The sequence below is a fragment of the Marisediminitalea oceani genome (assembly GCF_003731635.1).
GTDB classification, from domain to species: domain Bacteria; phylum Pseudomonadota; class Gammaproteobacteria; order Enterobacterales; family Alteromonadaceae; genus Alteromonas; species Alteromonas oceani.
In genome coordinates this window covers 67,992-90,933 of the sequence record NZ_RCUA01000015.1, presented here as the reverse complement: position 1 = coordinate 90,933, position 22,942 = coordinate 67,992, and the positions used below count along the sequence as shown (strand labels likewise).

The 22,942-nt window shown below is 50.1% G+C and carries 25 protein-coding genes; 19 read left to right on the top strand and 6 right to left on the bottom strand.

Annotated features, from left to right (window positions below; translation table 11 throughout):
- The first annotated feature begins 1 nt into the window (after position 1).
- From D9T21_RS05485 to D9T21_RS05455, 7 genes are all read left to right on the top strand, one after another.
- Positions 2 to 817, top strand: coding sequence for a CheR family methyltransferase (locus D9T21_RS05485; RefSeq protein WP_123324084.1), 816 nt, complete (start codon positions 2 to 4; stop codon positions 815 to 817).
- Positions 814 to 1,422: a chemoreceptor glutamine deamidase CheD gene (gene cheD / locus D9T21_RS05480; protein ID WP_123324083.1), complete on the top strand. Its 609-nt coding sequence runs from the start codon at positions 814 to 816 to the stop codon at positions 1,420 to 1,422. The genes D9T21_RS05485 and cheD overlap by 4 nt, the downstream gene beginning before the upstream one ends.
- Positions 1,423 to 1,431: 9 nt before the next feature.
- On the top strand, positions 1,432 to 2,478 hold the full coding sequence (locus D9T21_RS05475) for a protein-glutamate methylesterase/protein-glutamine glutaminase (protein WP_123324082.1): 1,047 nt from the start codon (positions 1,432 to 1,434) through the stop codon (positions 2,476 to 2,478).
- Between the two features lie 232 nt (positions 2,479 to 2,710).
- Positions 2,711 to 3,145 carry a type II 3-dehydroquinate dehydratase gene (gene aroQ, locus D9T21_RS05470; protein ID WP_123324081.1) on the top strand — a complete coding sequence of 145 codons (435 nt, stop codon included), beginning with the start codon at positions 2,711 to 2,713 and terminating at the stop codon, positions 3,143 to 3,145.
- Positions 3,146 to 3,170: 25 nt separating this feature from the next.
- The gene (gene accB, locus D9T21_RS05465) at positions 3,171 to 3,623 is read left to right on the top strand and encodes an acetyl-CoA carboxylase biotin carboxyl carrier protein (RefSeq protein ID WP_123324080.1); all 453 of its coding nucleotides are present in this window, start codon (positions 3,171 to 3,173) and stop codon (positions 3,621 to 3,623) included.
- 11 nt (positions 3,624 to 3,634) lie between these two features.
- The gene (accC, locus tag D9T21_RS05460) at positions 3,635 to 4,975 is read left to right on the top strand and encodes an acetyl-CoA carboxylase biotin carboxylase subunit (protein ID WP_123324079.1); all 1,341 of its coding nucleotides are present in this window, start codon (positions 3,635 to 3,637) and stop codon (positions 4,973 to 4,975) included.
- A gap of 352 nt (positions 4,976 to 5,327) precedes the next feature.
- Positions 5,328 to 6,296, top strand: coding sequence for a hypothetical protein (locus tag D9T21_RS05455; protein ID WP_123324078.1), 969 nt, complete (start codon positions 5,328 to 5,330; stop codon positions 6,294 to 6,296).
- A 4-nt stretch (positions 6,297 to 6,300) separates the two neighbouring features.
- Here the strand turns inward: D9T21_RS05455 and D9T21_RS05450 are convergent, their stop codons facing one another.
- On the bottom strand, positions 6,301 to 6,864 hold the full coding sequence (locus D9T21_RS05450) for an antibiotic biosynthesis monooxygenase (RefSeq protein ID WP_123324077.1): 564 nt from the start codon (positions 6,862 to 6,864) through the stop codon (positions 6,301 to 6,303).
- Positions 6,865 to 7,055: 191 nt separating this feature from the next.
- A complete protein-coding gene (locus D9T21_RS05445; protein ID WP_123324076.1) occupies positions 7,056 to 8,771 on the bottom strand; it encodes a sigma-54-dependent Fis family transcriptional regulator in 1,716 nt (571 codons plus the stop codon).
- Between the two features lie 383 nt (positions 8,772 to 9,154).
- On the opposite strand from D9T21_RS05445, the gene D9T21_RS05440 reads away from it, so the two are divergent.
- The 9 genes from D9T21_RS05440 to D9T21_RS05400 are packed head-to-tail and all read left to right on the top strand — an operon-like array spanning position 9,155 to position 16,558.
- A complete protein-coding gene (locus D9T21_RS05440) occupies positions 9,155 to 9,505 on the top strand; it encodes a 2Fe-2S iron-sulfur cluster-binding protein (RefSeq protein ID WP_123324075.1) in 351 nt (116 codons plus the stop codon).
- Positions 9,502 to 10,425: a catechol 2,3-dioxygenase gene (locus tag D9T21_RS05435; RefSeq protein WP_123324074.1), complete on the top strand. Its 924-nt coding sequence runs from the start codon at positions 9,502 to 9,504 to the stop codon at positions 10,423 to 10,425. Before D9T21_RS05440 ends, D9T21_RS05435 begins: the two co-directional genes overlap by 4 nt.
- Before the next feature lie 21 nt (positions 10,426 to 10,446).
- Positions 10,447 to 11,907, top strand: a complete 1,461-nt coding sequence (locus D9T21_RS05430) for a 2-hydroxymuconic semialdehyde dehydrogenase (protein ID WP_123324073.1) — start codon at positions 10,447 to 10,449, stop codon at positions 11,905 to 11,907.
- 8 nt (positions 11,908 to 11,915) lie between these two features.
- Entirely contained in the window at positions 11,916 to 12,779 is an 864-nt protein-coding gene (locus D9T21_RS05425; RefSeq protein ID WP_123324072.1) for an alpha/beta fold hydrolase, read from the top strand.
- A 3-nt stretch (positions 12,780 to 12,782) separates the two neighbouring features.
- Complete coding sequence (gene dmpE, locus D9T21_RS05420) at positions 12,783 to 13,568, top strand: 2-oxopent-4-enoate hydratase (RefSeq protein ID WP_123324071.1); 786 nt, start codon at positions 12,783 to 12,785, stop codon at positions 13,566 to 13,568.
- Positions 13,569 to 13,582: 14 nt separating this feature from the next.
- Positions 13,583 to 14,527, top strand: coding sequence for an acetaldehyde dehydrogenase (acetylating) (locus tag D9T21_RS05415; protein ID WP_123324070.1), 945 nt, complete (start codon positions 13,583 to 13,585; stop codon positions 14,525 to 14,527).
- A gap of 1 nt (position 14,528) precedes the next feature.
- A complete protein-coding gene (gene dmpG, locus D9T21_RS05410) occupies positions 14,529 to 15,566 on the top strand; it encodes a 4-hydroxy-2-oxovalerate aldolase (RefSeq protein ID WP_123324069.1) in 1,038 nt (345 codons plus the stop codon).
- Positions 15,563 to 16,360 carry a 2-oxo-3-hexenedioate decarboxylase gene (gene dmpH / locus D9T21_RS05405; protein WP_241155633.1) on the top strand — a complete coding sequence of 266 codons (798 nt, stop codon included), beginning with the start codon at positions 15,563 to 15,565 and terminating at the stop codon, positions 16,358 to 16,360. The genes dmpG and dmpH overlap by 4 nt, the downstream gene beginning before the upstream one ends.
- Before the next feature lie 9 nt (positions 16,361 to 16,369).
- On the top strand, positions 16,370 to 16,558 hold the full coding sequence (locus tag D9T21_RS05400; RefSeq protein ID WP_123324068.1) for a 4-oxalocrotonate tautomerase: 189 nt from the start codon (positions 16,370 to 16,372) through the stop codon (positions 16,556 to 16,558).
- Between the two features lie 65 nt (positions 16,559 to 16,623).
- Here D9T21_RS05400 and D9T21_RS05395 read toward each other — a convergent pair whose 3' ends face one another.
- The 3 genes from D9T21_RS05395 to D9T21_RS05385 form a co-directional block, all read right to left on the bottom strand.
- On the bottom strand, positions 16,624 to 16,947 hold the full coding sequence (locus D9T21_RS05395) for a DUF3718 domain-containing protein (protein WP_123324067.1): 324 nt from the start codon (positions 16,945 to 16,947) through the stop codon (positions 16,624 to 16,626).
- 375 nt (positions 16,948 to 17,322) lie between these two features.
- Positions 17,323 to 19,458 (bottom strand): exonuclease domain-containing protein, encoded by a 2,136-nt coding sequence (locus D9T21_RS05390; RefSeq protein ID WP_123324066.1) that lies wholly within the window; start codon positions 19,456 to 19,458, stop codon positions 17,323 to 17,325.
- Positions 19,459 to 19,516: 58 nt separating this feature from the next.
- Positions 19,517 to 19,738 (bottom strand): hypothetical protein, encoded by a 222-nt coding sequence (locus D9T21_RS05385; protein WP_241155632.1) that lies wholly within the window; start codon positions 19,736 to 19,738, stop codon positions 19,517 to 19,519.
- Between the two features lie 166 nt (positions 19,739 to 19,904).
- Here D9T21_RS05385 and D9T21_RS05380 point away from each other — a divergent pair, with 166 nt between their 5' ends.
- From D9T21_RS05380 to D9T21_RS05370, 3 genes are all read left to right on the top strand, one after another.
- Positions 19,905 to 20,096, top strand: a complete 192-nt coding sequence (locus D9T21_RS05380; protein ID WP_123324064.1) for a zinc ribbon domain-containing protein — start codon at positions 19,905 to 19,907, stop codon at positions 20,094 to 20,096.
- A gap of 2 nt (positions 20,097 to 20,098) precedes the next feature.
- The gene (locus D9T21_RS05375; protein ID WP_123324063.1) at positions 20,099 to 20,752 is read left to right on the top strand and encodes a flavin reductase family protein; all 654 of its coding nucleotides are present in this window, start codon (positions 20,099 to 20,101) and stop codon (positions 20,750 to 20,752) included.
- Between the two features lie 154 nt (positions 20,753 to 20,906).
- Positions 20,907 to 21,200 carry a high-potential iron-sulfur protein gene (locus tag D9T21_RS05370; RefSeq protein WP_105933079.1) on the top strand — a complete coding sequence of 98 codons (294 nt, stop codon included), beginning with the start codon at positions 20,907 to 20,909 and terminating at the stop codon, positions 21,198 to 21,200.
- Between the two features lie 57 nt (positions 21,201 to 21,257).
- On the opposite strand, the gene D9T21_RS05365 is transcribed toward D9T21_RS05370, so the two are convergent.
- Entirely contained in the window at positions 21,258 to 22,880 is a 1,623-nt protein-coding gene (locus D9T21_RS05365) for an amidase (protein WP_123324062.1), read from the bottom strand.
- Positions 22,881 to 22,942 lie beyond the last annotated feature (62 nt).

The window sequence follows — 22,942 nt, the reverse complement described above, 5'->3', positions numbered from 1 at the left end:
AATGGAAAAGCCATTCGCATTTAGCAACCGGGAGTTTAATGCTGTTCGTCAGAAAATTCGTTCGCTTACCGGTATCAATCTGGCGGACAGTAAGGACAACATGGTTTACAGCCGCCTCTCCAGGCGGTTGAGAGCGTTAAAGTTGACTACCTTTCAGGCTTATCTGGATTATCTGGATTATCATCAGGGCGAAACGGAACACTTTATTAATTCGCTGACCACAAATTTGACGTCGTTTTTTCGTGAAGCACACCATTTTGAGCAACTTGCCGAGTACTTACACGTCCACCCGGAACCATTACGAATATGGTGTACAGCAAGCAGTAGCGGTGAGGAGCCCTATTCCATCGCCATGACCTGCGCAGAAGCGAGGGGATCGCTGAATACTAATGTAAAGATTTATGCCTCTGATATCGATAGCCGAATGCTGGAACGAGCCAAAGCAGGTATTTACCCCATTGACCAGGTCGAGAAACTTAGTCTGGCTAGACGCAAACGTTTTTTCCACCGGGGCACAGGCAGCAATGCTGGTAAAGCACGGGTCGTAGACGAGTTACGAAATTCGATTTATTTCTTTCAGCAAAATCTATTGGCTCCTCAATATAGCCTGGAGCCCGGCCTTGATATCGTTTTCTGTCGCAATGTAATGATTTATTTTGATAAACCAACCCAGGAAATTATCCTTAATCGAATCGTGAAACTCATTAAGCCGAACGGTTGGTACGTAGCCGGACATTCTGAAAACTTTAATCACTTAACTGCCATAATGAGAGCCCGGGGCAGAACCATCTACCAGATAAACGAGAAGCAGATATGAGTGCTGTATTGGATAACAGTGCGCCCAACCGGTATTTTGACCGCCACTTTAACCGCGATGCGGTTAAGATTTTGCCCGGAGAATACTACGCAACCCGCGACAACACAATGATCGTCACCGTGCTGGGGTCGTGTGTCTCGGTTTGTTTGCGTGATCCGATTACCAAAATCGGCGGAATGAACCACTTTTTACTGCCCAATGACGAATTCGTGACGAGCGGAGAAATGAACAGTTCGGCACGCTATGGCACATATGCTATGGAGCTTCTGATCAATGAGCTATTAAAAATGGGCGCCGCCAGAAACCGACTGGAAGCAAAGGTTTTTGGCGGTGGTAATGTTCTGCAGGGGCTGACTGTACACAATGTGGGTGAACGAAACTCAGAGTTTGTGCTGGATTATCTTCAACTTGAACGCATCCCGGTGCTCGCCCGTGACTTGCTCGGTCCTTACCCTCGAAAGGTTTACTTTTTTGTTGAAACCGGTGAAGTAAAAGTGCGCAAAATTAAAACCATGCATAATACCACCATCCTTGATCGTGAAAGCGAGTACCGCATGCGGATTAAAGAAGCCCCCGTATCCGGTGATATCGATTTATTTGATTAGAGTTTATTAATGTCCATTTCTGTATTGGTTGTCGATGATTCGGCTTTGATCCGCTCATTGATGACGCAAATTATTGCCAATCATCCCGACCTCAATCTGGTGGGCACGGCACCGGATGCTTATGTCGCAAAAGACATGGTAAAGCGTTTCAGCCCCGACGTTATTACGCTGGATATTGAAATGCCCAAGGTTGACGGCCTGACTTTCTTAGATCGCCTGATGAAAGCCAAGCCGACCCCGGTAGTGATGATTTCAACCCTGACCGAAAAAGGCGCAGATGCCACCATGCTGGCGCTGGAACTGGGTGCGGTAGATTTTATTCCGAAGCCAAAAATTGACGTTCAGGCCAAGTTCCTGGCTTTTCAGCAACTGGTTACCAACAAGATAATTGCGGCCGCCGGGGCCCGGGTCAAAAAACGGGTCGCCAATGAAACGGTGACCAAAACCCAGTTATCCTATTCCGGCACCGAGCTGATTGTGGGTATCGGTGCCAGCACCGGCGGAACCGAAGCCATAAAAGATTTACTGGTCAGGCTACCGGCATCCTTTCCGGCCGTGGTGATGACCCAACATATGCCACCAGGCTTTACCACGTCATTCGCCAAACGCCTTAACGGTCAGTGCGCATTGACCGTTAAAGAGGCACAGCATAATGAACGCCTGTTGCCGGGTCACGTTTACCTGGCGCCGGGCGATCAGCATTTAAGCGTCATAAAATACGGCTCGGATTACCGCACCCAACTCAGTGACGAGGGCCGGGTTAGCGGTCATAAACCCTCAGTAGACGTCTTGTTTGATAGCCTTGCAGAACACGTTGGCCACAATGCCTTTGGCGTAATCCTCACCGGTATGGGCCGGGATGGCGCCCAGGGGATGCGCGCAATGCACGATAAAGGCGCCACAACTTTTGCGCAGGATGAAGCCACCTGCGTTGTGTATGGTATGCCCAAAGAAGCGGTTAAACGCGGTGGCGTAGACAAATCTCTGCCAATCCCAGAGATTGCCAAACAGCTTACGGAAGCCATTCGCAGTAAAGCCAGGGGTAACCGCCTGTAACCTTACCCTCCTGCAGCCGCAATATTTATTCGAGCCTATCTCAACATCGAGAAGTTGCGGCTAAATCCCCTGATAAGACCAGTATTTTGCTGCGATATCTTAATTATTAACTATAATTGTCGATTAAGCTTATTTTAGTATTAATTCAACGTGGTTTTTGTGTTAAATATTCATCAACTTATGTATAACTGGTGTTTATGCCGAACTTAGCCGCAAGATAGCTACAAGATTAATGAAAATACTTCTACTGAACGGCCCTAACCTGAATATGTTAGGCAAACGTGAGCCAGAAAAATATGGTCACGCTACACTCAACGACATCGTCGAAGGTCTGTCAAAACAGGCCGAAGGCATGGCTATAGAGTTAGAACACTTGCAGTCCAACTCGGAAGCGGTGCTTATCGATCGTATCCATGCTGCCATGGGTAACGTTGATGGCATTATCATCAACCCCGCCGCCTTTACGCATACCAGCGTGGCGTTGCGGGATGCGCTGTTGAGTGTATCCATCCCGTTTATCGAAGTGCATTTGTCGAATGTTCACGCCCGTGAAGCATTTCGACATCATTCCTATTTTTCCGATATCGCTGCTGGCGTGATAGTAGGCTTTGGCGCTAAAGGCTACTCGCTCGCCCTGGACGCAGCAGCAGATATTTTTACCCACTAATTGATAAGACAAACAGAGACAGATTATGGATATTAGAAAGATAAAAAAACTGATTGAGCTGGTCGAAGAATCAGGCATTGCCGAATTAGAAATCACCGAAGGTGAAGAATCTGTACGTATTCACCGTGGCAGTTCACAAGCTGCTGCACCTGTTCATTATGCCGCTCCGGCGCCAATCGCTGCACCGGCAGCACCAGCGCCAGCCGCACCTGCTGCCGCGCCGGCTGAGCCAGAAGCGCCTGCAGGCCATACTGTTAAATCTCCGATGGTAGGTACTTTCTACCGCGCGTCTTCGCCTACAGCCAAAGAATTCGTTGAAGTAGGTCAGAGCGTTAATGTTGGCGATACCCTGTGTATCGTAGAAGCCATGAAGATGATGAACCAAATCGAGTCTGATAAAGCCGGCGTTGTTAAAGCTATTCTGGTAGAAAACCAGGAAGCGGTAGAATTCGACCAGCCTCTGTTCATCATCGAATAAACGGTAATCTCATGGATAAAGTACTCATAGCTAACCGCGGTGAAATTGCACTGCGGATCCTGCGAGCGTGCAAAGAGCTTGGGATTAAAACGGTAGCGGTGCACTCCACTGCCGACCGTAATCTTAAACATGTATTGCTTGCTGACGAATCAATTTGTATCGGTAATGCATCCGCTACTGAAAGTTATCTGAACATTCCGCGCATTATTGCGGCGGCAGAAGTCACTAACTCAATCGCCATTCACCCGGGTTACGGCTTCTTAGCCGAAAATGCGGACTTTGCGGATGCGGTAGAAAAAAGCGGCTTTATTTTCATCGGTCCGAAAGCAGACACCATCAACCTGATGGGCGACAAAGTGTCTGCGATTAATGCCATGAAAAAAGCCGGTGTACCTTGCGTGCCCGGTTCTGACGGCCCGTTAACCGACGACGCAGAGCGCAATAAAGCCATCGCAAAGCGCATTGGCTATCCGATCATTGTTAAAGCTGCCGGTGGCGGTGGTGGTCGTGGTATGCGAGTGGTACGCAGCGAAGCCGAACTGATTAAGTCCATCGAAACTACGCAGGCAGAAGCGGGCGCCGCTTTTGGTAATAGCGTTGTTTATATGGAAAAATTCCTCGAAAACCCACGCCACGTAGAAATTCAGGTACTGGCTGATGGCCAGGGCAATGCTATCCACCTGGGTGAACGTGACTGCTCGATGCAGCGTCGTCACCAGAAAGTAGTAGAAGAAGCGCCGGCACCAGGTATTTCTGAGCAAATGCGCAATAAAATCGGCGATCGTTGCCGCAAAGCCTGTATCGAAATTGGCTATCGCGGTGCCGGCACCTTTGAGTTTCTGTACGAAAACGGTGAGTTCTATTTCATTGAAATGAACACCCGTATTCAGGTAGAACACCCGGTATCAGAGATGATCACTGGTGTCGATTTGGTGAAAGAGCAGCTGCGCATTGCAGCAGGCCAACCGCTGTCTATCGACCAGTCGCAAATCCAAATCCGTGGCCATGCCATCGAATGTCGGATTAACGCCGAAGATCCTAACTCGTTTATCCCAAGCCCGGGCAAAATCGAGATGTTCCATCCACCAGGTGGCTTAGGGGTTCGCTGGGATTCGCATATTTATGCCGGTTATACCGTGCCGCCTTACTACGACTCAATGATTGGCAAGCTTATCACTTACGGTGAAAGCCGGGATGAAGCAATTGCCCGTATGCGTCACGCGCTGGACGAACTGGTGGTTGACGGCATTAAAACCAACATTCCATTGCAGCAACGCATTATGGCCGATGAGAACTTCTACGCAGGTGGTACTAACATCCACTACCTCGAGAAAAAGTTAGGCCTGAGCTAAGCTGTTTTCGATCAGAGCAAAATCAGACAAAAGGTATTCTTCGGAATGCCTTTTTTATTGGTTGTTCTATTTTGTCGATTAACTGAATCGTTTTTTTTGATTACTAATATTCACCGACTCCATTTATATTTATTTTTAGATTAGACTTTAGTTTAATTTACGCCGACTGTTATGGTATTGACCCATCGTAGTTGTTGGTGACCTTTGTTAAAGGTACTTCTCCACTTGTTAGCCGGCGACTTGCCGGCTTTTTTCTTTTTTCTTCCCTGATCGATAGCGCTAATATTTACTGGTTGTAAAAGCTATACTTGCGCTACACTGCGTTTTTTAGCTGTGAGTTTTTATCTATCCAATGGCATATCTGAGCACCGGGCTGACCTGCTTTATCGGATGTCTCATCCTCTTTTTCACACCGCCTGGTAAGGCAAGCGAACCGGTTGGTGAACCAATCGATGAACCGGTCGGTGAACCGGCTGGCTTTTATCAGCAAAAACTCGACGTACAAGTTCGCTACGACAATCGTTCAGACCGAAGTAATCGCTCACAATTTCGGCTGCGTTTTTATCCTCAGTTGAATCTCAGTGAGCAATGGAGCCTGCACAGTTTTGTCGTAACAGGCGATGACTTTAGTTCCAGTCACAACACCTTTGGCGATGAAGACAGTGACCAGATTGCGGTCAGGCGTCTTTATCTGCGTCGCACTCATGCACTGGGTAAAACCGAGTTTGGCGTTATTCCTACCTACAAAGGCCGTATCTCGGCCACCGGGATGTCGAAAGACGGCTGGTTTCAGGGGCTTCGTCATGTCTACGAGGCAAAGCCGGGCCACAAGTTGGAGTTAGTAGCAGGCGCTATTAACAGTACCGATCCGAATAAGGCGCTATCTCTTGCCGATGATTTTAACCTCTTTGAGTTTGAGTACAGCGCTACCATCAATGAACAATTCAGTATGGAATTTGGTGTCGAGCGCATTATTGAAGGTAATTACCTGCGCAGTGAAGTACGTTTTCACCAGTCTGATCGAGTGTGGTTTGCTGAATTTGTCAGGCGTGTTGACGACGCAGAGAACAAACTGGTGCTGGGTCTCGACAGTAAATTTTCCCTTGGTAAGTACCCTGTTGAGATGTATGCCTATTATGCTTATGTCAGTGCTGACTTCGGCCAGCGCGCCGAGCTGACCGAAGACTATCTGGGTACCGGCCACGGTGGTTCGGTGGAAGTCTCAGGTGCCTTACCGATAGCGCAGCTTGACTGGTTTTCCAGAATCGATATGGTGGATAGCACCCGGCGGATTCTGCTTGGTATTAAACGTTCCTTCTGATGACTCAGGAATGTTGCCTGCCAAATAGCCAGAAAGCAAAACGCTTAGTCATAAACGGCATCAGTACATAAGACATCAATATCATTAGCGCCGCCGTAACCAGCAGAGTGCGCAGCAGCAGCGGTAGTGCCGCAAGCCATGGCCCGAACAGCCAGAAAATCAGGGTAGCGGCCGGGTAGAGCGCCAGCCAGCTAACTATAGTCATTTTATATCTTGGTGGCGGCTTAACCGGATTTTGTGAGGGTAAACTAAACCAGGTCACCAGGCCGGAAACCTTTTCCCGTTCCGTCGGCGAAATCAGCAGTGCTTCGAGCTTTTCCAGCATCTCGGCCCGTTCGGCTGAGTTTTCCCATACCGCCAGACTGGCTTCATCGGCAAATTTAAAAATCATCCGGTATTCCGGATCTTCAGGGCTCACCGGACGAAACAGGGTAGCCCCCATATAACCGTCGAACTCACTTGCCCGGCGCGACATCTCATCACTTAAGGATTCAAACGCGGTAACAGCTTCGGGTTTTACCCGTCTGGACACAATTACGGTAACGGGCTGTTGGGATGGGGTATTCAAAAGGCACCTCGGATGACATTAAACGACTCACACTATCTGTCACCGCAGCATAAATAGTACCGACTCTCATAAAAGCACGATAAATTATGATTTACCGCATACTTTCAGTAAGTTAAAAATAAAACCCAGTACTCACTATTGCCCGGCACCACGCAGATTAACTGCCAGAATGGGCAGGTTTGATCATTTGATCACTTCAGATTTGTCGAGTCATGCTCACTGAGCTTTTTAAGCCGGTAGGCCAGTGCCGGGCGGGTAAGGTTTAGTAGCCGGGCCGCTGCAGAGACATTGTCGTTGGTCATAGCCATGGCCCGGTTTATCAGTTGCTCTTCAATAGAATCCAGGCCGATTTGCTGTTCAATCAACGTATCCACCCAACCTACCGTAGTTTTTATATTGCTCGGCTTCACCACCTGGCCGTCTGAATACACATGGGTATCGTCGGCATTTCCCGCTTCGGGGCCAACACTGGCAAACAGCGATTCCAGCGAAATGGTTTCGTGATTATCAGTCAGGATAACGCCGCGCTCAATCACGTTCTCAAGCTCGCGGATATTACCCGGCCACGAATAATTTTTAATAAACCGCCAGGACTTATCCGATAGACCCAGCGTGCGTTTTGAGTAATCGTTGTGAAACTTAGCCAGGAAGTGTTCCACCAGCAACGGCAGGTCATCCAGTCGATCGCGTAGCGGCGGGATCTGCACAGGAAACACGTTTAACCGGTAAAACAAATCGGCCCGGAATTTACCGTCTTTCACCGCCTGCTCCAGGCTTTCATTGGTCGCGGCAATCACCCGTACATTCACTTTACGGGTATTCACACCTCCTACCCGCTCAACCTCACCTTCCTGTAGTACGCGGAGCAAGGAGGCTTGTGCCCGTGGGGTTAGCTCCACAACTTCATCGAGGAAAATCGTACCGCCGTCAGCCCGCTCAAAGCGCCCGGCACGTGACTGATTAGCGCTAGTGAACGCGCCTTTTTCTACCCCAAATAGCTCGGCTTCAATAAGCTCCTGAGGAATGGCCGCACAGTTAACGGCAACAAACGCTTTTTCGGCGCGATCGCTGCGTAAATGCACGCTACGGGCGATCACTTCCTTACCTACGCCGGTTTCCCCTAATAACAGCACCGACACTTTACTCTGCGCAGCTTTGTCGATTTTCTTGCAGGCATTTTTATAGTCCGGCGAATCGCCAATGCCGTAATACTGCCCCTGATGACGGGCCAGGCTGCTACGTAGCGACTTCACCTGGGATTGCAGGCTGTAAAGCTCTTCAATAATGGGCTCGGCGGTAAAATACCTGGAGAATTCGGCGGCATCGTCCCATTCACTGGCCGGTTTGCCCACTATCAGACAACGTTCATCACCGGAGCCACGGCAGCTCACCTCACGAAAGATAATTTCCTGGCCCATAATGGCCGAAGTATAAGCGCAGGCGTAACCCAGTAACGACCAGCACGCCGGTTCGTCGATTTGGCCAAGCTCGGTTTGTACAATCTCCACTTCCCAGGAGTCCACCCACTCCAACTCGCCATAAAAATGGCCGCTTTCTTTATCGATTTCTATTTTGATCGGACGGTTTTTCACCATTCCACGCAGTGAATGTAGTTGCGGACCAGTCCAGAACAGCGCCATATCGTCGCTATCCGGGCGTAAACGCCTGGCCAGCTCCGCATCTCGTAAACCGCCCTGATAACCCAGGCGCATAAAGAACCCTTTGGCTCTTTCAACGCCAATACTATTGACCAATTCTCGCCGAAAGGCTGCCAGAGCAGGGAGCTGCATAAACAAAATCCGCTGTTCACCAAACCAGATCTTGCCTTCGGTGCTCTCAAACTGAATCAGTGATGTGAGATCCTGAATATCTACATGATTAAGCTTTGGTTCGAATTCAATGGTCATGGTTTTCCCCTGCAAACAGCTGTCGAACACCAACAGCCTGGTCAGATGTAAACCATATGTAAAACCTTAAATGGCAAGAAATCAACTAAATGATCATATTTTAAAATGCCGCAAGCATTCCGGATTTAATCAAATGATTAAAAATTAGAAGCTATTTAATCATTTGATTAAATTTTATTGGTTAACAGAGGTGTATGGGAGTGAATGTGCACGTTTTCGGTGCCCGAATGCTTTATATAAACTACTCCTCAATCAACAAGTTAACAACATATTTAAACATTTTATTAACCTATGGCACAGCCGTTGCTCTGGTCACCGCACTGCATCAAAAAATTTTTTCTTTGGTGCCGGAGACTTAAGCATTTAACGCGGAGCAACAGTGCATGTCTGACTATGTGATCACCGAGCAACACAGCCAACAAAGCTTTACCTGTAAGCAGGACGAGTTTGTGCTCAAAGCCATGGAGAACCATGGGCTTCATGCCATCGCAGTTGGGTGCCGGGGCGGCGGCTGTGGTGTATGCCGGGTCAAAGTGATTGCTGGCAGCTACGAATGCGCACGCATGAGTAAAGCGCAGGTCTCCACAGAACAACAACAACAGGGGTACGCATTGGCCTGTCGGCTTAAGCCCACCAGCGATTTGATCATTGAATGCAGCCCCTCACCACTGGCTATAACTGGCCTTACCGGCGTAGCCAAGGCAAAACCAAAACACACCGAGGTAATAAAATGAGAAAAGGCGTATTACGTCCAGGGCACATTCAGTTGCGCGTACTGGATCTTGAAGCATCAGTCGAACATTACGTTGAGTTGTTAGGCTTACACGAAACCGACCGTGACGAACAAGGCCGGGTGTATTTGAAAGCCTGGAGCGAGGTCGATAAGTTCTCGCTGGTTTTGCGGGAAGCCAATGAACCCGGCATGGACTTTATGGCCTTTAAGGTGGTCGACGATGCCACCCTTGAAACCCTGACCGCAGACATTGAGGCCTTTGGCCTGGAAGTCACTCACAAAGCCGCCGGTGACTTAAAGGATTGCGGCCGCCGCATTCAGTTTACTGCGCCTTCCGGCCACGTGTTTGAGTTATACGCAGAAAAAACCTATACCGGCAAATGGGGGGTTGAAGAAACCAATCCGGAAGCCTGGCCCAGAGCCCTTCGCGGTATGAAGGCCGTGCGTTTTGATCACTGCCTGCTGTATGGCGATGAACTGGCCAAAACTTTTGATCTGTTTGTGGACGTACTGGGCTTTTATCTGGCCGAACAGGTAATCGATCCTGACGGCAACCGGATTGCTCAGTTTCTGACGCTGTCGATGAAGGCCCATGACATTGCTTTTATTCAGCACGAAGAAAAAGCCAAATTTCACCATGCGTCGTTCTTTCTTGAAACCTGGGAAGACATCCTCCGTGCCGCAGACCTTATCAGTATGACCGACACCTCGCTGGATATTGGCCCTACGCGGCACGGTATTACCCACGGTAAAACCATCTATTTCTTCGATCCGTCCGGTAACCGCAACGAAGTCTTTGCCGGCGGCGATTATATGTACCCCGACCATAATCCCATCACCTGGAAAGCTGAGGATTTGGGCAAAGCCATTTTCTATCACGACCGTGTGCTCAACGAGCGCTTTCTTACGGTTTTAACTTAACTCATCAATACAGGACTCGCTGTGAAAGAAGTTAAACATTATATCAACGGCCAGTATGTTGGCTCTGCCAGTGGCAGGATGTTCGATAACATCAACCCGGCAACGGGTGAGGTGATAAGCCAGGTGCATGAAGCCGGGGAAGCCGAAGTAGACGCCGCGGTGCAAGCCGCCCGCGCCGCCTTAAATGGCCCCTGGAGCAAAATGACCCTCGACGAGCGCAGTAAAATTCTGCACGCCGTGGCCGATGGCATAAACGCCCGTTTCGATGAGTTTTTAGAAGCGGAGTGTGCCGATACCGGCAAGCCCAAATCGCTGGCCAGTCACATTGATATACCTCGTGGCGCCGCCAACTTTAAGGTGTTTGCCGATATGGTGAAAAACGTCGCTACCGAGGCCTTTGAAATGGCCACGCCCGACGGCACCGGCGCGCTCAATTATGCTGTGCGTCGCCCCAAAGGCGTCATTGGGGTTATCAGCCCGTGGAATCTGCCGCTGCTGCTGATGACCTGGAAAGTTGGCCCGGCACTGGCCTGCGGCAACACCGTTGTAGTAAAGCCATCCGAAGAAACGCCCACCACCACTGCACTACTTGGCGAAGTCATGAAAGAGGCGGGTGTACCCGATGGCGTTTATAACGTGGTGCAGGGTTATGGCGGCGACTCCGCCGGCGCTTTCCTTACCGCTCACCCGGATGTGGATGGCTACACCTTTACCGGCGAAACCCGCACCGGCGAACTGATTATGCAGAACGCCGCCAAAGGCGTGCGCGACATTTCACTGGAACTGGGTGGCAAAAACGCCGGTATCGTCTTTGCCGACTGCGACATGGACAAAGCGATTGAAGGCACCATGCGCTCAGCATTTGCTAACTGTGGCCAGGTTTGTCTGGGCACCGAGCGAGTCTATGTCGAGCGCTCAATTTTCGATGAGTTTGTTAGTCGGTTAAAAGCTGAGGCGGAAAAACTGGTCATCGGCCCGCCGGATGACGCTACCGCCAATCTTGGCCCGCTGATCAGCCAGAAACAGCGTGACAAGGTGCTGTCTTACTACCAGCAAGCAGTTAACGATGGTGCAACGGTTGTTACCGGTGGCGGCATTCCGGATATGCCTGATGCGTTGAAAAATGGCAGCTGGATCCAGCCGACCATCTGGACCGGTTTAAATAACGACTCCGCCGTTATCAACGAAGAGATCTTTGGCCCCTGCTGCCATATTCAGCCTTTCGATACCGAAGAGGAAGCCATTGAACAGGCCAACCGCTTGCCCTATGGCCTGGCCAGCGCCATCTGGACTGAAAACCTCAGCCGTGCAGCGCGGGTGGCCGGACAGGTAGAAGCCGGCATCGTCTGGGTTAACAGCTGGTTCCTGCGTGACTTACGCACTGCCTTTGGCGGTAGCAAGCAATCAGGCATTGGTCGTGAGGGTGGTGAGCACTCACTGGAGTTTTACACCGAACTCAAAAATATCTGTCTGAAGTTGTAGGAACAAAGATGACAGCACCCGGCAGTAACACCAGAGCGGAAATAGGCCAAACCATTCAGGCTGCAGGTTGGCAAACCAATCTTCACGATAAAGGCGAGGGGTTTCCGGTTATGCTGATCCATGGCTCGGGCCCCGGCGTTACCGCCTGGGCAAATTGGCGTCTCATTATCCCTGAGCTTGCCAGACAGCGCCGGGTGATCGCACCGGATATGCTCGGCTTTGGTTACAGTGAACGCCCGGCCGATGGTCAGTACCACAAAAGCCGCTGGGTCGAGCATGCCATTGGTGTGCTCGATGCGCTGGACATTGAACAGGCCGATATCATTGGCAATTCATTTGGTGGCGGGCTGGCTTTAGCACTGGCTATCGCGCATCCCAAGCGGGTGCGCCGCATCGTGCTGATGGGCAGTGCTGGCGCAAGTTTCCCGTTAACACCTGGTCTGGATGCCGTGTGGGGCTACGAGCCCTCGCTGGACAACATGCGCAAGCTACTCAACATCTTTGCTTATGATCGCTCAAGGGTCACTGATGAACTGGCGCAACTGCGCTATGAAGCGAGTATCCAGCCTGGCTTTCAGGAGGCCTTTGCCGCCATGTTTCCGGCCCCGCGCCAACGCTGGATAGAAATGCTGGCAAGCCCCCTGGGCGCGCTGGCCAGTCTGCCTCACCAAACACTTCTGGTGCATGGCCGCGACGACCAGGTGATCCCACTAGCTGCCTCACAAACTCTACTAGCACTGCTACCTGACGCTCAGTTGCACGTGTTCAACAAATGCGGTCACTGGACCCAGATTGAACAGGCCGACCGCTTTGTGCAACTGGTCACTAATTTTCTTAATGAGGCGAATATTGCCTCCCAAACCGGAACCTGATTTATGGACGCAAAGTTAATCAAACAGTATGGCGATGAACTTTACCACGCCATGCAAAGCAAACAGGCCGTCGCACCGCTGACGGCCCGGGAAAGTGATATCAGCATTGAAGATGCTTATCACATTTCACTGCAAATGCTGAACCGGCGTATCGACGCCGGCGCGAAAGTGATAGGCAAAAAGATCGGCGTAACCAGCAAAGCCGTGCAAAGCATGCTCAATGTTCACCAGCCGGACTTTGGCTATCTCACCGACGATATGGTGTTTAACCAGGGTGAGGTGATGCCCATCAGCGAACGGCTTATCGCGCCCAAAGCAGAAGGGGAAATTGCGTTTATTCTCAAAAAAGACCTGATGGGGCCAGGCATCTCCAATGCCGACGTGCTGGCCGCAACCGAATGCGTGATCCCATGTTTTGAAGTGGTCGACTCCCGTATTGAAAACTGGCAAATCGCTATTCAGGACACCATTGCCGATAACGCTTCCTGCGGCCTGTTTGTGCTCGGCGATAAGGCCGTTTCTCCTCATAAGGTCGATCTGGTGACCTGCGGAATGGTGGTTGAAAAGAACGGCAAAATCCTTTCTACCGGTGCCGGTGCTGCAGCGCTCGGCTCACCGGTGAATTGCGTCACCTGGCTGGCCAATACGCTGGGCAAATTCGGCATTGGGCTAAAAGCAGGTGAAGTGATTTTATCGGGCTCTCTGGTGCCGCTTGAACCGGTTAAGGCCGGAGACTTTATGCGCGTTGAAATTGGCGGCATTGGCTCCGCCAGTGTGTATTTCACCTGACAGGAGCAACCGCTATGAGCAATAAACTGAATGTGGCAATTATCGGCTCCGGTAACATTGGTACCGATTTAATGATTAAGGTGTTACGGACCTCCACCAATCTGAAGATGAGCGTGATGGTGGGCATAGACCCGCAGTCAGACGGCCTTGCCCGCGCCCAGCGGATGGGTGTTGCCACCACCCATGAAGGTGTTGATGGACTGATCAATATGCCGGAATTTAAGGATATCGGCATTGTGTTTGATGCCACCTCTGCCGGTGCTCACCTTATCAACGATAAAAAGTTAAAAGCCGCCAAACCAGGTATTCGTTTGGTGGATCTCACTCCGGCAGCCATTGGCCCCTATTGCGTGCCAGTGGTTAACCTCGAAGATCATATCGAGCAGCCCAATGTGAATATGGTGACCTGCGGTGGCCAGGCCACCATTCCTATGGTGGCCGCGGTTAAACAGGTTGCCAAAGTGCATTACGCCGAGATTGTGGCCAGCGTATCAAGCAAATCCGCCGGCCCCGGCACCCGGGCGAATATTGATGAATTTACCCAAACCACCGCCCGCGCTATTGAGCAAGTGGGCGGTGCCGAAAAGGGCAAAGCTATCATTATTCTTAATCCGGCCGAGCCGCCCATGATCATGCGCGATACGGTGTATGTGCTTTCTGAACAGGTCGACAAAGCCAAAGTCGCCGCGTCGGTAGAAGAAATGGCTAAAGCGGTACAAAGCTATGTGCCGGGTTACCGGCTTAAGCAAAAAGTACAGTTTGACGATATTCCTGCTGATGCACCGCTGCATATACCGGGGCTGGGTAATTTCAGCGGTCTGAAGACTTCCGTATTTCTGGAAGTGGAAGGCGCGGCGCATTACCTGCCGGCCTATGCCGGTAATCTCGACATTATGACCTCAGCGGCCATGGCAACGGCCGAACGCATGGCCAAATCAATGCTCACAGGAGGCGCATAATATGAGCTTTAACCCTGGTAAAAAACTATATATCTCTGATGTGACCTTACGCGACGGCAGTCATGCCATTCGCCATCAGTACTCCATTCAAAACGTGCAGGATATCGCTCGTGCTCTGGACGCGGCCAGGGTAGACAGTATTGAAGTCGCCCATGGCGACGGGCTACAAGGCTCCAGCTTTAACTATGGTTTTGGCGCCCATACCGATCTGGCCTGGATAGAAGCGGCTGCCGATGTCCTTACCCATACCCAGATTGCCACGTTACTCCTGCCCGGCATAGGCACCATTGAGGATCTCGACGACGCTTATGCCGCTGGCGCGCGGATTGTACGGGTGGCAACCCACTGCACTGAAGCCGATGTGTCTAAACAGCATATTGAACATGCCCGCAAACTGGGTATGGATACCGTGGGCTTTTTGATGATGAGCCATATGCAAACGCCCGGTGGCTTGGCTGAGCAGGCGAAGCTGATGGAGTCTTACGGGGCAACCTGTATTTATGTGGTGGATTCTGGCGGTGCCATGGGCATGCAGGATATTCGCGACCGTTTCCGCGCAGTTAAGGATGTGCTGGACCCGGCTACCCAAACTGGCATTCACGCCCATCACAATCTCAGTTTAGGCGTTGCCAACTCTATTGTAGCCGTGGAAGAAGGCTGTGACCGCATTGATGCCAGCCTGGCTGGCATGGGAGCGGGCGCAGGCAACGCGCCCCTTGAAGTGTTTATTGCTAACGCCGACAAGCTGGGCTGGGAACACGGAACCGACCTATACGCGCTGATGGATGCGGCCGACGATATCGTTCGCCCCTTGCAGGATCGCCCGGTGCGGGTAGACCGGGAAACCCTGGCACTCGGTTATGCCGGCGTGTATTCGAGTTTCTTGCGCCACTCAGAAGTAGCTGCACAAAAGTACGGCCTCAAAACCGTGGATATTTTAGTTGAGCTTGGTCGCCGCCGCATGGTGGGTGGCCAGGAAGATATGATTGTAGACGTTGCCCTGGATTTACTGGCACAACAGGAAGGAGGTGCTAAGTGAGCACTCGCACATTAACAAAAGATCAGATGCTTTCTCTGGCAGAGCACATTGAAAATGCCGAATTAGACGTTCATGACATCACCAAGGTCACCAACGACTTTCCCGACATGACCTTCGACGACGCCTACGATATTCAGTGGGAAATTCGCCGTCGCAAAGAAGCCCGCGGCAATAAAGTAGTTGGCATGAAAATGGGCCTCACCTCCTGGGCTAAGATGGCCCAGATGGGCGTAGAAACGCCGGTTTATGGCTTTTTAGCCGACTATTTCTCGGTGCCTGATGGCGGTGACATTGATACTTCAGAACTTATTCACCCAAAAATTGAGGCGGAAGTGGCCTTTGTAACCAAAGCACCGCTTAAAGGGCCCGGTTGTCACATTGGTGATGTGCTGGCGGCCACTGACTTTATTATTCCGGCGGTGGAGGTGATTGACTCGCGCTACGAGAATTTTAAGTTTGATCTTATCAGCGTAGTAGCCGATAACGCCTCATCCACCCGGTTTATTACCGGTGGTCGCATGGCAAAAGTAGCGGATGTGGATCTTAAAACCCTTGGCGTGGTAATGGAAATTAACGGCGAGGTAGTTGAACTCGGCGCCGGTGCAGCCGTGCTTGGCCATCCGGCCTCAAGCGTTGCCATGCTGGCGAATATGCTGGGCGAGCGCGGCGAAGAGATCCCTGCAGGTACGTTTATCATGACCGGCGGTATCACCGCAGCCGTGGCCGTTAAAAAAGGCGATAACATCACGGTTCGTTATCAGGATCTGGGTTCAGTCTCAGCGAAGTTTGTTTAAGGGAGCACTATGCCTATTGCCCATCTTGAAATCCTGGAAGGCCGCACTGCAGAGCAGCGAGCAAAACTGATAAGCGAAGTGACGGATGCGATCTCACGTTCTATCGATGCCCCAAAAGAAAGGGTAAGAGTGATCATCACAGAAGTTCCCAAGGCAAACTGGGGGATTGGCGGCGTGCCTGCCAGTGAGGTCAGATAAACCTGTCTGAGATAAAAACAAAAGCCCCGCGATTTATCGAGGGGCTTTTTTGCCAACAAACCATATTAGTTTGCGCGGCTGATCAGCGTACCAGTGTAATCACCAGCGGTGATGTAACGGTTAATTTTCGCTACGTTATCACCATACTGCTCAACAAAGTCAACAATTGGCAGTTCGTTACAGGTAACATTGTCTTCTACGAAACCGCGGGTTAAGCCTGCTTCCTTAATCGCTTTGTGTAACTTCATTTTGTTACCTTTTGCGGCTATTACACAGATTTCAGAGGTAATCGCATCGTCTGCAGCAACAAATTGAGAATTTGCCTGAGCTGTAGCCATTGCACCGAAAGTTAAGCCTGCAACCATTACTATTTTAGTGAAAGTTTTCATCGTTATTTCCTTTTTACCATTAACGGGAGAGAGTTGCTTAAGGTAGAGCAACGACGATGCCAACTTTTTATTTCATTTATTATCAACAACTTAAACAAAAACCCTGCGCTTGGTCATTTTTAAACAAAAAGCTAAAACTACATTTTGGTTAATTTGACCAAAATTTAGCATGGTGAATACAAGAGTGAATTGAAAGAGGTGAGTTAGTGGTACGAGCATAAAAAAAAGCCCACAAAAAGTGGGCTAAACAGCAAGAACGCATACACACTTAGAAAGTGTAATTACTAGTATGGGCTTTGTTTAAAAACAGATCAAAAATTTTACTAAAATTTATGTAAGCCTTTAGTATATTTATTTTAACCTATTCTCCGTGACTTAATTGTTCATATCGTTTTTACTTTGAATTAAACGTAAAAGTTCAGCTGCAGCCTGCGCATCATCCAACGCCCGGTGGTGGTTTTCCAGGTGGATATCGAAGTGGGCAGACAGTGCTCCCAGCCCATAGGACTTAAGTCCCGGAAAGGCTTTTCGCATTCGTGCACAGGTACAAAATTTCGGCCGTTTAAAGTCCAGATCGAGACGCGCAAACTCTTGTTTGATAAAGCCATAGTCAAAATTGACGTTGTGAGCAACAAACACGCTGTCTTTTGTAAAAGCCTCGATGTCTTCGGCGACTTCGGCGAATACCGGCGCCCCGGCCACCATGTCGTCGCTGATACCGGTTAATTGGGTAATTCTTGAGGGAATATGGCGCTGCGGATTAATCAGACTCTGCCAACGGGCCACTTCTTCACCGCCAATCAGCTTCACCATGCCCACTTCGGTTATCCGATGATAGGCAGATTGTCCGCCCGTTGTTTCGATATCCACCACAACGTAAGGTTGCATAGGGTCGTGATACCAGTTTACCTGGGTGATCCCCACTTCAAACCCGCATTGCCGTAAACGTTGTATGGTGATCAGCTGATTGCGTCGCAACTGATCGCCCGGCGCTTTTATTTCCTCAAACCGCAGGGTGTTATTATCAACTACCAGAATATCCGGAAAGCCATCACGCAGGCTGGCGTAGTCTTTACACATAAGCACCAGAAACTGGCGCAGGTTATCCATGCACGTGTACTCAAGCAGTATTTTAAGGCTCTCCGGTAAGCCCTGCCGCCACATAAAAATACTGTTTACTTTACTATAGTGAGCACTGGCTTGTTTAAGCAGATAACAGTGCAGCGTATCGGCACTTACGCAATACTTATTGAGATGTTGTTCAATATCGCTGCCAAAGCGGTCGTAAAAATCATTGTAGCGAAGTACCTGCGGGCGCCGGTCGAACTCACTCACCAGCCCCCATTCACCATACAGCCAGTCCCAGAACAATAAGCCGAACAGCATCCGCCATGGCTGATTTTCAGCGCGGTAAGCGGCTAGCCCCTGACGACGGTAGTAGCTGATAACCCCCTGTTCTACCGATTGGTTATGAATGTCATCCAGTTGCACTACATGGGTAGCATCACGCAGCATATCAGTGAGAGTAGAGGTTCTTTTACGATCAAACTTACGGGCATAAAAGTCTTCTGCGAAGGCCAGTAACGTATCCGAGGCAGGGTCATCAATAATGGCTTCGAGCGCTTGTTGTACCGCGTCTTTGTGACCAAGTTTATAACTCTCGCGCAACCACTTTTCCTGAGCCTGGTCGCTGCCGGCCTGCTGCAAATACGCCAGGGCTTTGGGGGCGTCTTTAGCCAGCCAGTAACTTCCCACCTGGAATAACACCCGATCGCGATAATCCTGGCCAATTGGGCAATGCACGGTTACATCAGTATCCAGACTAAAATGCGCTTTTTCTTCTTCGTTCAGTTGCTTAAAAGCGGTTAACTGGCGCGCGTAATAAAATGCACCACGCGCAGCATCCTGCCCTTCAAATCTTGCCAGCTGTTGGCTGACATCCTGCCGCGTACGCATGACGCCAAGGTCACGCATGGAAAATTGATTGAGGCGGCCCCGGGTATGACCAAAGTACAAAAACAATAAATAACTGAGCGGCGCATCATAAGCGCGCAGCAAATACTGCTCATTAAGCTCATCCATTACCGCCAACGGCTGACGGGCCATGACACCTGCCAGTTCATCAATTAACGCCTGTTTAGCTAAGGTTGAACTTGCCTGACAGCCATTGTCTTTGAGTAGCATCAGTAGATCGGATTTTGTCATCGCCTGGCCCAGCGAATAACTGTCGCCCTGGCTGATACTGGTAAACCAGCCCGCCTCACGCAACCGGGTTAGCCGCTCTAATGGCTCGTTAATTTCTGCGTAGTCAAAAGTTTTGCTAACCACTACCGGATACTTGCGGTTAGCGGCACGCACTATCAAACACTGATCGTCTTTATCCAGAGCATGAAAAGCCTCAATAAAAGCCGCGGTTTTGGTATCAACTAATGGTCGGTTAGCCCCCTCGAAGAATTGCAAAAATTCATAAAAATGATCGAGATAATACCGTTCTGGGAGAGTTTTTCGCATTGCAGATCCTGAACCTATAACATGTATAAATATACAGCATTTAATAGGAATTACTACCTCATACCAATCCGCCAGGTTTAATTTTTTGCCGCGCCACCCAGGCAAAATACTCGCTTAACCGGGGATCGGCTTTAAGACTCTCCAGCGTTGAAAAGGTTTTACCCAGGGTCATTTCGTCATAAAAGCGATGAATACCATTATGACACTGGCGACACACCATAATGCCTTGTGCCAGCTCAGTTTTGCTGTAGCGCTTTTTAAAGTAGTTGCGCCGATGCATTTTACGCGGAATCAAATGATGAAAGGTCAGCCAATGGACTCTCCCGCAACAACAACAGCGCCCATTGTTTATGCGCTTGGCCAACTATCTGCTCTCCTGTTCAATCCAGCTTTGCCGGTTATACGTATAGCCTAACAAGAAAGAACAACGACCAAGGCAAAGCACTATGAGTTTAACCAAGGCCAGCACCTTTGAGTGCCCCTACTGCATGACCATCAACGATATCGAAGTTGACGAAATTAACGATATCGGACAGAGCCAGGTGGTGGATTGCCAGATTTGTTGTCAGCCTATTCTGGTATCCATATACGATAGCAATGGCGAACTCGATATCCGCGCTGAAATGGAGAACGAATAAGTATGGAAACCATTGATGCAGCCTGCATTGATGCCATGGCTCAGCGTTACCGCGCTAATTTTATAAATAGCCTGTCAGGTTACAAAAGCGCCAATCTGGTTGGCACCTGTAACGAGCAGCAGCAAACCAACCTGGCAATCATCAGCTCGGTGGTTCATATTGGTGCTAACCCGCCGCTAATGGGCATGATTATGCGTCCGCACACGGTCACCCGCGACACCCTGGGCAACATTAAACAAACGGGTTTGTTCACTATCAATGCGTTGCCGGTTAGCCACTATGCTAATGGCCATCAAACCTCCGCGCGCTACGCCCCGGAGATCAGCGAATTTGACGAAGCAGGCTTTACTCCGCTCTGGGAAAACGATTTTGCTGCCCCGTTTGTAGCCGAGAGTCCATTGCGTATTGCCCTGAGACTGGAAGACATCCTGCCGATTCAGGCTAACAATACCGAGTTGGTCATTGGCCGAATCGAGCTGGTGCAGGTTGACCCAGCTGTTATTACTGAGGACGGCACTGTGGAGATAGCTTCGCTCGACCTGGCTGCCATTACCGGGCTGGATACCTATCATCAGGCCAGCCCGATAGCCAAAATGGCTTATGCCAAAGCGGATAATCCGCCAACACCATTACAGCTTTTTAATGCAGATCAATAGAATGGGTAATTACAGTTGGTAGATCCATTTTTAACCTGTATAAGTAGAAACTAATAAATATGTGCGATTCCAAAAAACCTGCTTCGGCAGGTTTTTGCATTTTGGGACCAAGTTAAAAAAGAATCATTCTCGTTAACTTTTTTGGAGTAATATTATGAAATCAGTCAATCGTCGTGATTTTCTGAAACTTTCCGGAACCACGCTAATTGGCATGACATTAGGCGGTGTAGCCCTGCGTGCGAATGCTCAGGAACAACTAAGCGAAGACGACGCAACCGCTAAAGCACTTAAGTACGTACACAAATCTACGACAGAAGGCTCAAGTTGCTCAAATTGTATGTACATCCAGGGCGAAGCGGGTCAGGAATGGCGCCCTTGCGCGATCTTCCCCGGCAAACTGGTTAACAGCAAAGGCTGGTGTAGTGCGTGGGTGAAAAAGCCTGGCTAAACGCAGAACAAAAGTTTTAAGAAGGCGACGTTACCCATGGTGACGTCGCCTTTTTCATTATTGAGCCGGTTTCTGGTAAGGAGACTGAATGCCGTTAACCGATTCAGCCTGCAACCGGTTAGGTAAAAACGCCGGTGTCGCAATAAACTGATTGGCTCGTTCAAATGCCAGACCAGTGTTAAGCACCTGTGCATCCTGCCACTGTCCGCCAATCACACTTAATCCCACCGGTAACTCCTTCACTGTTGTTAGCGGTACCGTAATATGCGGGTAACCGGCAATGGCTGCCAGGTAGCCAACTCCAACATAACCTTCCGGCGCATTATCGCCGTATACGGCGTCGATTAAAAAAGCCGGATTGTTAGACGGCCCAACCAGCACGTCCACATCGTATTCGTTTAATAACTTGTCGATCCCCTGCTCGCGGGTAGCGCTGCGCACAAGTGCCAGTGCCTGTTGGTAGTCTTCACCAGCCATGCCTTCGGTGGCGGCGGATTTCTCAAAGATTGACTGATCAAATAACTGCATTTCCCGTTTAGAGGTGCGATTAAAACCAATCAGCTCGTCAAGATTGGCCACCGGTAAATCAGCAGGTGATGACAACAGATAGTCATTCAGCGTGGTTTTAAATTCAGCAAGCAAGACCAGATAAGATTTAGCCCAAAAATCCTCCGGCTGTTCAAGGTTCTCGATTTCCACTACCTGTGCGCCGAGGGCTGTTAGTTTTTCCACGGCCTCGTCGACCGCCGCAATAATAGCCGGATTGTTGCCCTGCCGATAACGCATAACGCCAATCTTAAGACCCTGAATATTACCGTTAACCGCCGCAAGCGCACTGGCTTCTGGTCGAGCTTCTGCCTGAGTGGCATCATCCTGTTCGTCCTGCCCGGCCATCACTGAGGCCATCAGCGCCGCATCAGCTACTGAGCGAGCCATGGGGCCAGCGGTATCCTGGGTCACGGAAATGGGCACAATATGCGTGCGTGGGATCAAACCTACTGTGGGTTTAAACCCTACAATACCGTTCATTGAAGACGGACAAATAATTGAGCCGTTGGTTTCGGTACCGACTGCAAGGGATGCCAGACCAGCCGCAACAGCCGCACCTGATCCTGAAGAAGAACCACAAGCGGTGCGGGAAAGCACGTGTGGATTGCGAGTGAGCCCGCCAACCGCACTCCAGCCGCTGATAGATCCCTCTGAACGAAAGTTAGCCCATTCCGACAAATTGGTTTTGCCCAGAATAATCGCCCCGGCGTCACGCAAACTGGCCACCAGCGGCGAATCTCGCCGGGTATCATTATTAAGTAGTGCCAGTGAGCCTGCTGTGGTGGGCATATCCCGGGTTTCAATATTATCTTTGAGTAATACCGGAATGCCGTGCAGCGGGCCGGTTGCCTCACCGCTGGCAAGCGCCGCATCTTTTGCTTTGGCTTCTGCCAGCGCATTCCGGTTAACCAGTAAAATACTGTTTATCGTCGGGCCGCTTTTATCGATGGATTCTATGCGGGCCAGATAGCCAGCCACCAGCACTTCGGCAGTTAACTCACCGCGCTTCATTGCTGCTACCTGCTGAGCCACCGGTGCATCCAGCCATTTATTGTCGACCACGGGCTGAGTTTGCGTGGCACAGGATACAACGAAACAGACGAGCAGAATGCTAAGCAGTCTTTGTCTCATATATTCTCTCCGGGCGGATTGTTCCGCTTTGTTATTCTTAATACAACGTTTTTATTAACCAT

Excerpts from the sequence above, each read along its gene's own strand:
- D9T21_RS05485 (WP_123324084.1), top strand. The coding sequence starts at position 2 with ATGGAAAAGCCATTCGCATTTAGCAACCGGGAGTTTAATGCTGTTCGT.
- cheD (WP_123324083.1), top strand. The coding sequence starts at position 814 with ATGAGTGCTGTATTGGATAACAGTGCGCCCAACCGGTATTTTGACCGC.
- D9T21_RS05475 (WP_123324082.1), top strand. The coding sequence starts at position 1,432 with ATGTCCATTTCTGTATTGGTTGTCGATGATTCGGCTTTGATCCGCTCA.
- aroQ (WP_123324081.1), top strand. The coding sequence starts at position 2,711 with ATGAAAATACTTCTACTGAACGGCCCTAACCTGAATATGTTAGGCAAA.
- accB (WP_123324080.1), top strand. The coding sequence starts at position 3,171 with ATGGATATTAGAAAGATAAAAAAACTGATTGAGCTGGTCGAAGAATCA.
- accC (WP_123324079.1), top strand. The coding sequence starts at position 3,635 with ATGGATAAAGTACTCATAGCTAACCGCGGTGAAATTGCACTGCGGATC.
- D9T21_RS05455 (WP_123324078.1), top strand. The coding sequence starts at position 5,328 with ATGGCATATCTGAGCACCGGGCTGACCTGCTTTATCGGATGTCTCATC.
- D9T21_RS05445 (WP_123324076.1), bottom strand. The coding sequence starts at position 8,771 with ATGACCATTGAATTCGAACCAAAGCTTAATCATGTAGATATTCAGGAT.
- D9T21_RS05440 (WP_123324075.1), top strand. The coding sequence starts at position 9,155 with ATGTCTGACTATGTGATCACCGAGCAACACAGCCAACAAAGCTTTACC.
- D9T21_RS05435 (WP_123324074.1), top strand. The coding sequence starts at position 9,502 with ATGAGAAAAGGCGTATTACGTCCAGGGCACATTCAGTTGCGCGTACTG.
- D9T21_RS05425 (WP_123324072.1), top strand. The coding sequence starts at position 11,916 with ATGACAGCACCCGGCAGTAACACCAGAGCGGAAATAGGCCAAACCATT.
- dmpE (WP_123324071.1), top strand. The coding sequence starts at position 12,783 with ATGGACGCAAAGTTAATCAAACAGTATGGCGATGAACTTTACCACGCC.
- D9T21_RS05415 (WP_123324070.1), top strand. The coding sequence starts at position 13,583 with ATGAGCAATAAACTGAATGTGGCAATTATCGGCTCCGGTAACATTGGT.
- dmpG (WP_123324069.1), top strand. The coding sequence starts at position 14,529 with ATGAGCTTTAACCCTGGTAAAAAACTATATATCTCTGATGTGACCTTA.
- D9T21_RS05400 (WP_123324068.1), top strand. The coding sequence starts at position 16,370 with ATGCCTATTGCCCATCTTGAAATCCTGGAAGGCCGCACTGCAGAGCAG.
- D9T21_RS05395 (WP_123324067.1), bottom strand. The coding sequence starts at position 16,947 with ATGAAAACTTTCACTAAAATAGTAATGGTTGCAGGCTTAACTTTCGGT.
- D9T21_RS05390 (WP_123324066.1), bottom strand. The coding sequence starts at position 19,458 with ATGCGAAAAACTCTCCCAGAACGGTATTATCTCGATCATTTTTATGAA.
- D9T21_RS05385 (WP_241155632.1), bottom strand. The coding sequence starts at position 19,738 with ATGCATCGGCGCAACTACTTTAAAAAGCGCTACAGCAAAACTGAGCTG.
- D9T21_RS05380 (WP_123324064.1), top strand. The coding sequence starts at position 19,905 with ATGAGTTTAACCAAGGCCAGCACCTTTGAGTGCCCCTACTGCATGACC.
- D9T21_RS05375 (WP_123324063.1), top strand. The coding sequence starts at position 20,099 with ATGGAAACCATTGATGCAGCCTGCATTGATGCCATGGCTCAGCGTTAC.
- D9T21_RS05370 (WP_105933079.1), top strand. The coding sequence starts at position 20,907 with ATGAAATCAGTCAATCGTCGTGATTTTCTGAAACTTTCCGGAACCACG.
- D9T21_RS05365 (WP_123324062.1), bottom strand. The coding sequence starts at position 22,880 with ATGAGACAAAGACTGCTTAGCATTCTGCTCGTCTGTTTCGTTGTATCC.